This is a genomic window from Enterococcus sp. DIV0682, from assembly GCF_051712685.1.
Taxonomy (GTDB): domain Bacteria; phylum Bacillota; class Bacilli; order Lactobacillales; family Enterococcaceae; genus Enterococcus; species Enterococcus faecalis.
The window spans coordinates 885,964-898,207 of record NZ_JBIOPK010000001.1; the positions used below are offsets into that span (position 1 = coordinate 885,964).

Annotated in this window: 15 protein-coding genes; 8 read left to right on the plus strand and 7 right to left on the minus strand. The window is 33.9% G+C overall.

The window, feature by feature from the left end:
* Positions 1-8: 8 nt before the first annotated feature.
* The 4 genes from IGK96_RS04315 to IGK96_RS04330 all read left to right on the plus strand — a co-directional run bounded on the left by IGK96_RS04315 (position 9) and on the right by IGK96_RS04330 (position 3,884).
* Positions 9-188 carry a hypothetical protein gene (locus IGK96_RS04315; RefSeq protein ID WP_003744454.1) on the plus strand — a complete coding sequence of 60 codons (180 nt, stop codon included), beginning with the start codon at positions 9-11 and terminating at the stop codon, positions 186-188.
* A gap of 77 nt (positions 189-265) precedes the next feature.
* The gene (locus tag IGK96_RS04320; RefSeq protein ID WP_002372158.1) at positions 266-1,201 is read left to right on the plus strand and encodes an ABC transporter ATP-binding protein; all 936 of its coding nucleotides are present in this window, start codon (positions 266-268) and stop codon (positions 1,199-1,201) included.
* Positions 1,194-1,964 (plus strand): ABC transporter permease, encoded by a 771-nt coding sequence (locus IGK96_RS04325; protein ID WP_003744460.1) that lies wholly within the window; start codon positions 1,194-1,196, stop codon positions 1,962-1,964. Before IGK96_RS04320 ends, IGK96_RS04325 begins: the two co-directional genes overlap by 8 nt.
* Positions 1,965-2,246: 282 nt before the next feature.
* A complete protein-coding gene (locus IGK96_RS04330; RefSeq protein ID WP_162782692.1) occupies positions 2,247-3,884 on the plus strand; it encodes a peptide ABC transporter substrate-binding protein in 1,638 nt (545 codons plus the stop codon).
* 71 nt (positions 3,885-3,955) lie between these two features.
* On the opposite strand, the gene IGK96_RS04335 is transcribed toward IGK96_RS04330, so the two are convergent.
* From IGK96_RS04335 to IGK96_RS04355, 5 genes are all read right to left on the minus strand, one after another.
* Positions 3,956-4,636 carry an IS6-like element IS1216 family transposase gene (locus tag IGK96_RS04335; protein ID WP_001015311.1) on the minus strand — a complete coding sequence of 227 codons (681 nt, stop codon included), beginning with the start codon at positions 4,634-4,636 and terminating at the stop codon, positions 3,956-3,958.
* Positions 4,637-5,030: 394 nt separating this feature from the next.
* Positions 5,031-5,285: a hypothetical protein gene (locus IGK96_RS04340; protein WP_010709162.1), complete on the minus strand. Its 255-nt coding sequence runs from the start codon at positions 5,283-5,285 to the stop codon at positions 5,031-5,033.
* Positions 5,286-5,401: 116 nt separating this feature from the next.
* Positions 5,402-6,070, minus strand: a complete 669-nt coding sequence (locus IGK96_RS04345; RefSeq protein WP_113851217.1) for a CPBP family intramembrane glutamic endopeptidase — start codon at positions 6,068-6,070, stop codon at positions 5,402-5,404.
* A 35-nt stretch (positions 6,071-6,105) separates the two neighbouring features.
* Entirely contained in the window at positions 6,106-6,423 is a 318-nt protein-coding gene (locus IGK96_RS04350; protein WP_010818065.1) for a heavy metal-binding domain-containing protein, read from the minus strand.
* Positions 6,424-6,525: 102 nt separating this feature from the next.
* Positions 6,526-7,698, minus strand: a complete 1,173-nt coding sequence (locus tag IGK96_RS04355) for an IS256-like element IS256 family transposase (RefSeq protein WP_438755877.1) — start codon at positions 7,696-7,698, stop codon at positions 6,526-6,528.
* 674 nt (positions 7,699-8,372) lie between these two features.
* On the opposite strand from IGK96_RS04355, the gene IGK96_RS04360 reads away from it, so the two are divergent.
* Positions 8,373-8,573 carry a hypothetical protein gene (locus IGK96_RS04360; protein ID WP_010717203.1) on the plus strand — a complete coding sequence of 67 codons (201 nt, stop codon included), beginning with the start codon at positions 8,373-8,375 and terminating at the stop codon, positions 8,571-8,573.
* Positions 8,574-8,595: 22 nt separating this feature from the next.
* Here the strand turns inward: IGK96_RS04360 and yajC are convergent, their stop codons facing one another.
* Positions 8,596-8,871: a preprotein translocase subunit YajC gene (gene yajC / locus IGK96_RS04365; protein ID WP_265643739.1), complete on the minus strand. Its 276-nt coding sequence runs from the start codon at positions 8,869-8,871 to the stop codon at positions 8,596-8,598.
* A 224-nt stretch (positions 8,872-9,095) separates the two neighbouring features.
* Between yajC and IGK96_RS04370 the strand changes: the two genes are divergently transcribed.
* The 3 genes from IGK96_RS04370 to IGK96_RS04380 all read left to right on the plus strand — a co-directional run bounded on the left by IGK96_RS04370 (position 9,096) and on the right by IGK96_RS04380 (position 10,066).
* Entirely contained in the window at positions 9,096-9,311 is a 216-nt protein-coding gene (locus tag IGK96_RS04370) for a leucocin A/sakacin P family class II bacteriocin (protein ID WP_010709166.1), read from the plus strand.
* A complete protein-coding gene (locus IGK96_RS04375) occupies positions 9,312-9,653 on the plus strand; it encodes a bacteriocin immunity protein (protein ID WP_104680787.1) in 342 nt (113 codons plus the stop codon). It abuts the gene before it with no gap.
* A gap of 323 nt (positions 9,654-9,976) precedes the next feature.
* Positions 9,977-10,066 (plus strand): type I toxin-antitoxin system Fst family toxin, encoded by a 90-nt coding sequence (locus IGK96_RS04380; RefSeq protein WP_233701589.1) that lies wholly within the window; start codon positions 9,977-9,979, stop codon positions 10,064-10,066.
* Between the two features lie 930 nt (positions 10,067-10,996).
* On the opposite strand, the gene IGK96_RS04385 is transcribed toward IGK96_RS04380, so the two are convergent.
* Positions 10,997-12,169, minus strand: coding sequence for an IS256-like element IS256 family transposase (locus IGK96_RS04385; protein ID WP_000195429.1), 1,173 nt, complete (start codon positions 12,167-12,169; stop codon positions 10,997-10,999).
* Positions 12,170-12,244 lie beyond the last annotated feature (75 nt).

The following is a 12,244-nucleotide window of genomic DNA, read 5'->3' on the forward strand; positions in this document are numbered from 1 at the left end:
TTAAATAGATGACAGAAGAAAAAAGAGCGCTGGCAAGACTTGCTGGTATCTTGGGAGCTTTCCTCGCTGCCAAACTATTAAACTATCAAATAAATGTTAGTATATTTGTAAATTTTGTTATAATTGTTGTGGTTCTATATGTTTTAGCTAAAAAAAGAGAATCTAAAGCTAAAGAAGACAGAAAATAGTTTGTCGCAAATGCAGTTGCACCTTGACTGCATTTGTTTTTTGACAAAAGAAATATGAGTAAGGAGGTAATGAGTAAATGAGCTATGCACTAGATTTAAAAGGCTTAAAAAAAGTATATGCGACCGGTGTTGAGGCGCTGCGTGGTATTGATTTAACTGTAGAAGAAGGAGATTTTTATGCACTGCTAGGTCCAAACGGTGCTGGAAAATCAACAACAATTGGAATTATTACCTCACTTGTTAATAAGACTGCTGGTCAAGTAAAGGTTTTTGATTATGATATTGATAATGATTTAGAGCGAGCAAAGCAACAGATTGGTCTTGTGCCGCAGGAATTTAATTTTAATCCGTTTGAAACGGTTCAACAAATTGTAGTAAATCAAGCAGGATATTATGGTGTCTCAAGAAAAGAGGCACTGAAACGTAGTGAAAAGTATTTGAAGCAGTCCAATTTATGGGAGAAAAGAAACGTTCGTGCCCGTATGTTATCTGGAGGGATGAAACGAAGACTTATGATAGCTCGAGCATTAATGCACGAGCCACGTCTGCTAATTCTTGATGAACCAACTGCTGGAGTGGACATTGAGCTTAGAAGAGAAATGTGGGCATTTTTAAAAGAGTTAAATGAAAGTGGCACAACAATCATTCTTACAACTCATTATTTAGAAGAAGCAGAGATGCTTTGTCGTAACATTGGAATTATTCAATCAGGTGAGCTAATTGAGAATACAAGTATGAAAGCACTTCTATCAAAACTACAATATGAGACTTTCATTTTTGATTTAGATAGCTACGACAAAAAGCCTGTGATAAAAGGTTATAAGCACTTTTTTGAAGATGATCTAACACTTGCTATAGAAGTTGAACGAAATCAGGGAGTTAATAATATTTTTGAGCAGCTCAATCAGCAAAATATCAAGGTTCTTTCTATGCGCAATAAATCAAATAGATTGGAAGAGTTGTTCTTAAAAATTACCGAAGACAAACATCAAAAGGAGGAGAAAAATGTTTAGTATCTACTTTACAGCACTTAAAAGCTTAGCAGTTAAGGAAACCAACCGTTACCTACGGATATGGGTACAAACTTTAGTGCCTCCTGTTATTACGACCTCATTATATTTTGTTATTTTTGGAAAAATGATTGGTGGTCGTATTGGTGATATGGGCGGCTTCTCCTATATGGAATTTATTGTACCAGGTTTAATTATGATGTCTGCAATCACAAGTTCTTACGCAAATGTTTCTTCATCTTTCTTTTCTCAAAAATTCCAAAAGAATATTGAAGAGCTATTAGTTGCACCTGTACCCACACATGTTATTATTTGGGGATTTGTTATTGGTGGACTGGGTAGGAGTATCTTAGTTGGGACATTGGTTACAGTCATTTCTCTATTTTTTGTTCCACTTCATGTTTATTCATGGTTTATTGTGGTGATTACATTATTGATGACTGCAATTTTATTTTCATTAGCAGGCTTAATTAATGGTGTTTTTGCACAATCTTATGATGATGTTTCAATTGTACCAACATTTGTTTTACAGCCATTAACTTATTTAGGTGGTGTATTTTACGCCATTTCAATGCTACCACCTTTTTGGCAAGGAGTTTCAAAAGTCAATCCTATCGTTTATATGATTTCTGGGTTCAGATACGGTTTTCTTGGGACAACTGATGTGCCACTCGTCATTTCTATAACGATTCTAATTCTTTTTATTATCATCCTTTATTCTGTTTGTTGGTATCTTGTTGATAAAGGGAAAGGGCTGAGAAGCTAGTTCAAAATAAATCTATCATTTTATCGTTGAACAGCAGAAGGCTTTTGCTCAACAGAGGATGATTAAAGAAGGTTGGTTAGTCAGCGAGAGGCTGCAAAGCAAATCGACGAATGACGAGAGCAAGAAAGCAGCGTATATCTATCCATGCTTTCTTTCAAAAGACAGCAGTTTTTGGGATTTTCTAGTGAACGGCTTTTCAAAGCATCGAATGACCAGCTTATGGTTATCGTATGTTTAACAATAAAACAGCTAAAGAGCGTATGGAATCAAGGAGGAGAGAGAATGAAGAAATTTAGTGTATGGATGGTCGTAGCAGGTTTATTGCTTAGCGCCTGCAGCACTGGGGGGCAAAGCGGCAGCGATTCTTCAGGGGAAACGACAGAGGTAAAACAAGAAATCAATGTTGCTTCTGGTGGAGAGCTTTCTACGTTGGATAGTGCACATTATACAGATGTTTATAGCTCAGATATGATCGGTCAGGTTGCCGAAGGCTTGTATCGTCTGAACAAGGATCAAGACCCGGAGCTTGCGATGGCGGCAGAGGAACCGACAGTTAGTGAGGATGGTCTGGTGTACACCTTCAAGCTTAGGGAAGCGAAATGGTCGAACGGTGATCCTGTGACTGCTGATGATTTTGTGTATGCGTTCAAGAATGTGGTTGATCCAGCCTATGGTTCCAGCAGCAGCAACCAAATGGATATCTTTAAGAATGGACGTAAAATCCGAGACGGTGAATTGACGTTAGATGATTTTGGCGTGAAGGCGATTGATGATCAAACATTGGAGCTGACCTTAGAATATCCGGCACCGTATCTTTCTCAAGCGTTGGTGGGAACACCGTTTATGCCAAAGAATGCAGCATTTGCGGAGGAGAAGGGGACGGACTATGGAACATCAACCGATAATTTTGTCGGCAATGGTCCATTCTTGATTTCAGGCTGGGATGGTACGACAGAAAGCTGGAAGCTGACAAAGAATCCTGATTACTGGGATCAAAAAAATGTGAAATTGGATACGATCAATGTTCAGGTCATGAAGGAAATTGCGACAGGGACAAACCTGTTTGACAGTGGTGAATTGGATTATACGGTTTTAGCTGATACTTATGCGTTGCAGTATAAAGATTCCCCACAGGCTTACTTCATTCCAAAGGCGATGGTCGGCTATTTGAGTCCAAACCACAAAAGAGAAGTAACAGGGAATGTTCATGCACGTAAGGCCATTCTTCAAGCAATCGATAAAGAAGCGTTTGCTACTGATATTCTTGGCGATGGCTCTACAGCCTTGAACGGCTTTGTGCCGAAAGATTTTGCGAAGGACCCGGATGATGGTGAAGATTTCCGGGAAGAAAACGGTGATTTATTGCCTTACAATCTGGAAGCTGCTAAGAAGGAATGGGAACTGGCTAAACAAGAGCTCGGAAAAGATGAAATTGAATTAGAATTGATGTCTGCCGATTCAGCGATTGCTAAAAAGACGATTGAATTCGTTCAAGGACAACTACAGGAAAATCTATCTGGATTGAAAATTGTGTTGAAATCCATTCCGTTACAAAATCGATTGGATTTACAGACAGAAGGCAGCTTTGATTTGGTTTTTGGCACATGGACACCAGACTACGCTGATCCAATCAACTTCTTGGAGTTTTATGATTCAAAGAGTGGATTGAATACTGCCGGTTATGACAATGCTGATTATGATAAAGGCTTGAATGATGCCCGTATCACGTTGGCAAACGAACCGGAGAAACGTTGGGAAAAACTGCTGTCTCTTGAAAAAATACTCGTTCAGGATGATGCGGCAGTGCTGCCATTATACCAAGGAGCAATTGGCTACCTGAAAGCTGATCGTCTGAAGGACTTACAGGTCTTTTCATTTGGTCGAACTGTTTCTTATCGAACAGCGTATGTTGAGGAATAAAAAAGTATCATCGTACCGGTTCTGTTGCAAAGTTTTAAATAAAGAATAAAATCCCTTACGGTATCTATGATTTAAGCTGGGATTCCCAATAATACCTTGATTTCAGTACAGACCGAAAACCCGAAGAGAGTGCCTTCTTTTCGGGTTTTCTTATATAATCCTCGGATGGCTTCCATACCTTTAATCGTGGTAGAGGCAGTGCGTAAACTTCGATAGAATTTATTGCGTCTCTTTACTGGACGATGGTCTTGTTCAATCAAATTATTCAGGTATTTAATGGTACGATGTTCTGTCCCTTGATAAAAGCCGTATTCTTTTAGTTTCTTAAAGGCACTTGTAATAGAGGGGGCTTTATCTGTGACTACAACCTTCGGTTCATCAAACTGCTTCACTAACCGCTTAAGAAAAGCATAGGCTGCTTGTGTGTCCCGTTTTTTACGTAACCAAATATCCAAGGTTAAACCATCTGCATCGATGGCTCGATACAAATAATGCCATTTTCCTTTAATTTTGATGTACGTTTCATCCATTTTCCATGAATAAAAGGATTTTTTATTTTTCTTTTTCCAAATTTGATAGAGTAGTTTGCCATATTCTTGCACCCAACGATAAATCGTCGTATGAGAAACGTTAATGCCACGATCATATAAGATTTCTTGAACTTCACGATAGCTAAGGTTATAACGAAGATAGTAGCCCACGGCTACAATAATCACATCCTGCTGAAATTGCTTTCCTTTAAAATGATTCATCGTCATTCCTCCTGCTATCTTTTTCTATTATTCTACCTTATTTGATAGTAGATTTAAAACTTTGCAACAGAACCCCAATAATCATAGAAAAAAAGCAAAAAAATAGTGCAAGATAGGTCTCACTGGCTGTCAAAAAATCACCTCATAAGAATTATTATATAGTTTCTGATTACTTATTGTTTCATCATTTAGCAGAAAAGAATTGAAAAAAGTCGTAAAATTGATAAAATAATAGTGTGAAACAACCATATCCTTAATATAATAGTGCCAGTGTGTATGTGTAAAGTAATACCTCGAATTTTTATGGTTGTTGCTTTTTTTATTTTAGAGATGTATAAAACACCATAAAATTAAGCTAAATAGCGAATTTTATGGTGTTTTAAGTGAAGTAAAATTAACCAAGTGCAAAAAATAGAAATGTAAAATATAAAACTGGATAAATGTTGATAATACCACCTAAGATAAAAGCAATTTTTTGGTAAGTTTTATATCCTTTTTTATAATTGAAAATAGCTAAAATAAAACCAATAATTCCTAAAATTAGTCCTACTACCGTTTGTTGAGAATGAATATATAGTTGTGGTGTCAGTACTAAAAGGTTTGCTACTACTCCGAAAAAGAGAATGAATGTAGATAGATATTTTTTCATATAGTTTCCTCCTTAAGATTAGTTAAGAGTATAAAGATTTATACCTATAAAATATGATAAAAAAGCATTAGTAAATATTACATATTTTCAAAACTTGTTAATCTTTTGTTAGATTATTATATAAGACCATAAGCTATAGCAATTGCAGGGAATAAGTTGTTTAAAAAGTGTATGGATATGCTTACTCTTAAGTCTTTTGTTTTGTAGTAAGAAACTGAAAGGATAATCCCCATGAAGAAATACATTCCAAAGCTGATAAAATTTGTAGGGCCATGAATAATCCCAAATAAAAAAGAACTGATTAATATTGCTAATAGGGCATTATTTTCTACAAGATATCCTATGATACCTCCTCTAAATACAATTTCTTCCATAATTGGTGCAGCAATTCCTAACAATAAAACCACTAAAACAGGAGATACTCCACTAAATAATTTAATAAGAGTCGAATCATTTGCTGTAGTTGTGTGTCCTTGCATATTTAATAACAATGTTCCACCAATAGCTATGCCTCGATCTATTAATGTTGCTACTAAAATAATCAAAATATTTTTTTTAGTAAGAAATAGATGATTTGTTTTTATAATGTTCATTCTTTTAGCTAAGTAGATTAAAAAAAGAATATTAATAACAACAAGTATGACTGTAACAAGTGTCGAGGAAATATTTAAGTTTTTTTCTCCTGCATCTAAAGATAATTGTTTTATTACTCCAAAAGCAGTGATTCCAATTTGACTAATTATAAATAATATGAAAATTGAAAATATTCTTTTTGCATAGTTCATATAATCACTCCTATTAAAACCAATGTTCGTTTTTTCTATTGATTCTTAAATTTAACAGCTGTACCATATGCTACAACTGACTGCATGTCATTACTAATAGATCCAGAGTCAAAACGCATAGCAATAATAGCGTCGGCCCCAATATTTTTTGCTTCTTCTTTTAAACGGTCCATTGCTATTTTTCGTGCTTCTTGTTGCATTTCTGTATATGCTTTTATTTCTCCTCCAACTAAATTTTTAAAGCCTGCGCCAATATTTTTTACAATATTTTTAGAATGTGTTGTTACACCAAATACTACATCAAGTGTTTCGTATTCTTTACCATATAATTTTTCTGAAGTTGTTATGAGCATATTAAAAAACCCCTTTCAAAATTTTATATTATAAATATAGCATATGAAAGAGAGTCAAGTCCAGACTCCTGTGTAAAATGCTATACAATGTTTTTACCATTTCTACTTATCAAAATTGATGTATTTTCTTGAAGAATAAATCCATTCATCATGTAGGTCCATAAGAACGGCTCCAATTAAGCGATTGGCTGATGTTTGATTGGGGAAGATGCGAATAATCTTTTCTCTTCTGCGTACTTCTTGATTCAGTCGTTCAATTAGATTGGTACTCTTTAGTCGATTGTGGGAATTTCCTTGTACGGTATATTGAAAGGCGTCTTCGAATCCATCATCCAATGATGCGCAAGCTTTTGAATATTTTGGTTGATCGATATAATCATGAATCAATCGATTTTTAGCCTCACGCGCTAAGCTAATATCTGTGAACTTAAAAATTCCTTTAACAGCTTCTCTGAAAGATTTTGAATTTTTTTTAGGAATGGTGGTAAAGATATTTCTTAGGAAGTGAACTTGGCATCTTTGCCAACTTACGTTGGTGAAGGATTTTCTAATGGCAGAGACTAATCCTTTGTGCGCATCAGAAATAACGAGTTCCGTACCTTGTAAACCGCGTTCTTTTAGGTATTCAAAAAATGTTGTCCAGGTCTCTTCGCTTTCGCCACTTTGAATCATGAAGCCGATAATTTCACGGTCGCCATCTTTGGTTATTCCAATCGCTATATGACAGCTTTTTGAGAGTACTCGATTTTCTTCTCGTACTTTTATATAGAGTACATCGGTCATTAAGTAAGGATAATTTTTTTCTGATAATAAACGATTCTGCCACTCGTTAACCATAGGTTCTAGCTGTTCTGTTAAGCTAGAAACGAAGGACTTAGAGACGGATTTACCACAAAGTTCTTCCACAATTTTTGATACTTTACGAGTTGAAACGCCTGATACATACATTTCCAACATTGAAGCCATGAGGGCTTTTTCGTTTCGTTGATAACGTTCAAACACTGTGGGTGAAAAATGGCCATCACGTGTTCTGGGTACTTTTAATTCTAGCGTGCCTACACGTGTCGTAAAGCTGCGCTCATAATAGCCATTTCGTTGACTTTGTCGGTTTTCTGTTCGTTCATATTCTTTTGCTTGAATATATTCTGTTCGTTGATTTTCCATTAGTTGATTAAATACCGTTGTTAAAATATTTTTAGAAACGTCATCCTTTACAGAATATTCAATAATGCTTTGAATCTCTTCGCTTTTCAGTGTAAAATGTACTTGGGTCATGTAAAAGTCCTCCTGGGTATGTTTTTGTCGTTAAAAACATTGTACCGTAAAAGGACTGTTATATGGCCTTTTTACTTTTACACAATTATACGGACTTTATCTGAAAGAGAGGAAAAAAACTTACAATATTGTTATTTTATAACTTAAAGTAACTGACTAAAATTGATTAGCTATAATAAATATTGATCTTATCAATAAATATAACTGTTGTTTTTTTATAGAAGAGAATTAATATAGGTATTCTAAGGAGATGAAAAGTATTTAAATTTATTGAATTTCTGATAAAATAAATTTTGGTAATAACCACTTTGCCAATAGTAGTAGTGTCATGAATTTAACCCTCGATTTTAAGTGGTTATTGCCTTTATTCTTATAGGGTGAAATTTTTTATAACTTCTTTATTTCTTTTTTAGGCATTGATAAATTCCTACCAAGATAGAGGCTACATAAAAAAGGCAGATACTTAAGAAGAGTATATTCATGATTTCCTCCTAGTTAAATGAAAGTCATGAATAATTGTACCAAGATTTTTTAGGGAAGTTAAGATTGAAATAGGAAAGTAAATACGATAAAATTTTTATAGACTGTTACGTTGAAATTGTTCTTCAGAGACTATTTCTTCCAAACCACCTACTAGATAGGTGGTTTTAATTATTATTTTCGGAGGTTGTGTTTTGGCCAAAAAAAGTAAGGATTTAATAGATATAGGATCATTTGTGCATTGTCAATCTGTTATGGGACAAACGCTCAAAGGAAAAGTTGAAGTGATAAATCAATATACAGTGATCGTTTTTGATGGAGAATTTCGTCATGTGGTCACGAAAAAACAGTTGAAAGAATTAGGCTATTGTTTGCCAAATAAAAGAAAAAAATAAGCAGAGAGGGATTCCTTTCTGCTTATTTTTTCGTTCGTATAGATTGTTGATCGAAGTCGAAAAGTGCGCCTTCACAGTCAAGAGTTACCTTCTTTTTATCTGAAGATATTTCAGAAATTACTCCATGTAACCCTCCAATAGTCACAACAGCGTCTCCTGGTTGTAAATTGTTTAAAAAATCTTGTCGTTCTTTTTGTTGCTTTTTTGTGTACGAAACAAATAAAAATACATAGCAACAATAACTAGCAGCATGATAAGCATCAGTTTCATTTCTTCTTGTTAATTTGAAATTTTTTATATAGACATCAAGGCTATTTTATAAAAAGAAAGTATTGATGGCAATATTTGTTTTGAATGAAATGGTACAATAATCAGGTAAAAAATAATTAGAACTTATAGATACCAACTTACAAAAATGTTAGGAAAATTCTTTTGTTTTAACATTTACAAAGCTATACCAATAGTTCTATAATTTCTATATAGAAGACGTTTTCTAATTTTTATTTTTCGAGGTGAACATTAATGAAAAAGAAATTAGTTAAAGGCTTAGTTATTTGTGGCATGATTGGAATTGGTTTTACAGCATTAGGAACAAATGTAGAAGCTGCCACGTATTACGGAAATGGTGTGTATTGTAATAAGCAAAAATGTTGGGTAAATTGGGGACAAGCTTGGTCAGAAGGAGTTAAACGTTGGGGAGATAATTTGTTTGGTAGTTTTAGTGGAGGAAGGATTTAAATGATTGATATTGAGGAAACAAAAAAAATAATTCATGAACTATATAATAGTTTAATGAAGCGTGATAAGACCAAAGCTATATTAGATATTACAGATGTTTTACTGCAAGTCTATAAAAAAATAGATAGCGAAAAATATCCAGAAATATTAATAAATAAATTGGTGAATTATATCTACATCGTTGGATTTGACAATAAAATTCATTTTTTAGGAAATGATGAAAAGTTATTAATTAAATTGGGAGATATATCTAAAAAGGCTGGAATTAACAGTAAATATAAAGCTAATTTTACAGATAAGTCTCAATTCTATAGTTATTCTGAAAAAGTACCTATTAGATAAATATAAACTAGTATGTATTACACAAAAACTCACTGTTGATTAGAGCAGTGAGTTTTTTAAATACCAAGGTGCAGTAATCAAAGACAACAATAAAATAAGTGCTGTTGCATATGTACAATGCATCTGTGGTTGTCTTGCAAGCAGAGTTACGAGTGATTCAGGAAAGTATAAATATTTCTAGTGTAAATGAGTTTACACGCTAGCATAGGACAGTTAAATAAATTATTGAAGATTTTATTATTGAATTGGCAGAATTTCAATCTATGATATAATTAATGCGGCAGCTCGCCTCGATTGGAGGTGTGTTATTTGTGAAAGATTTAATGTCGTTGGTTATCGCACCAATCTTTGTAGGATTGGTTCTGGAATTGATTTCTCGTGTGTTGGACGAGGAAGACGATAGCCGAAAGTAAGCTGTTATCAACACACACGCTAGGAGTCGCAACTAGTGTAAAAAAAAAGCAATCCTATTCGCCGTAGGATTGCTTTTTGTGTTATTTGTACGATTTAATGTCGTTTCGCATCTTTAGTATAACATATTTTTGTAGAAGGTCAAATAGAAGTGAATGTTCTATTTTTATACAATTAGAAACTAATTAACCCACATATTTGTGTGCATGTTTATGCGCACGACCATGCGTGTAAGTTATGTTGCACACTTGATTAATAAAGTTTTATTGAAAACGATTAACATAATTGTAAGTTTTCTTAAACGTTATATTTATGATTGACCTAGTGCTTTTTTATGTAATAAATTATTTAGTCGTTTGTGAGTAGTTGTTTCTTTTTTTATAGAAAGAACTAGGTCTAAAGGAGTTAATTTTATTCTATTCGTTATTCGCGCATGGCAATTCCCTAGTTCTTTCAGCAAATTAGCTTCTATACAGGCTAATTCGTCTTTTGCTTTTTACGATAAAATAACACCTTTCTTTTACCATCCGCTTTTTTGTATCTTTGAAAGATAGTGTAAAATACTGTGATATTTTTAATAAAGTATATTTGAAAAGAGGAATGGAAAATATGGTTGTTTGTTACCATATGGAAGTTGTTTATAACAACAAATGTAAAAATCAAATCAAAGACACTAAAATAAACGTATAGATATATTTATTTAGTGATTGCAAATAAGTCAAAAGACTACAAATTTATATTGTTGTATAAGTTATTTATTAGGTAAAAATAGTGAAAGAGACAAAAGAAATTTTTGTCTTATTTTCAAACAAAAAAAAGTTGTTATTTTATTGTTTTTTTCCGCTTGATATGTAAGGTTTTAATTTATAAAAATAAATTTTTAGTCAAGTCCAGACTCCTGTGTAAAATGCTATACAATGTTTTTACCATTTCTACTTATCAAAATTGATGTATTTTCTTGAAGAATAAATCCATTCATCATGTAGGTCCATAAGAACGGCTCCAATTAAGCGATTGGCTGATGTTTGATTGGGGAAGATGCGAATAATCTTTTCTCTTCTGCGTACTTCTTGATTCAGTCGTTCAATTAGATTGGTACTCTTTAGTCGATTGTGGGAATTTCCTTGTACGGTATATTGAAAGGCGTCTTCGAATCCATCATCCAATGATGCGCAAGCTTTTGAATATTTTGGTTGATCGATATAATCATGAATCAATCGATTTTTAGCCTCACGCGCTAAGTTAATATCTGTGAACTTAAAAATTCCTTTAACAGCTTCTCTGAAAGATTTTGAATTTTTTTTAGGAATGGTGGTAAAGATATTTCTTAGGAAGTGAACTTGGCATCTTTGCCAACTTACGTTGGTGAAGGATTTTCTAATGGCAGAGACTAATCCTTTGTGCGCATCAGAAATAACGAGTTCCGTACCTTGTAAACCGCGTTCTTTTAGGTATTCAAAAAATGTTGTCCAGGTCTCTTCGCTTTCGCCACTTTGAATCATGAAGCCGATAATTTCACGGTCGCCATCTTTGGTTATTCCAATCGCTATATGACAGCTTTTTGAGAGTACTCGATTTTCTTCTCGTACTTTTATATAGAGTACATCGGTCATTAAGTAAGGATAATTTTTTTCTGATAATAAACGATTCTGCCACTCGTTAACCATAGGTTCTAGCTGTTCTGTTAAGCTAGAAACGAAGGACTTAGAGACGGATTTACCACAAAGTTCTTCCACAATTTTTGATACTTTACGAGTTGAAACGCCTGATACATACATTTCCAACATTGAAGCCATGAGGGCTTTTTCGTTTCGTTGATAACGTTCAAACACTGTGGGTGAAAAATGGCCATCACGTGTTCTGGGTACTTTTAATTCTAGCGTGCCTACACGTGTCGTAAAGCTGCGCTCATAATAGCCATTTCGTTGACTTTGTCGGTTTTCTGTTCGTTCATATTCTTTTGCTTGAATATATTCTGTTCGTTGATTTTCCATTAGTTGATTAAATACCGTTGTTAAAATATTTTTAGAAACGTCATCCTTTACAGAATATTCAATAATGCTTTGAATCTCTTCGCTTTTCAGTGTAAAATGTACTTGGGTCATGTAAAAGTCCTCCTGGGTATGTTTTTGTCGTTAAAAACATTGTACCGTAAAAGGACTGTTATATGGCCTTTTTAC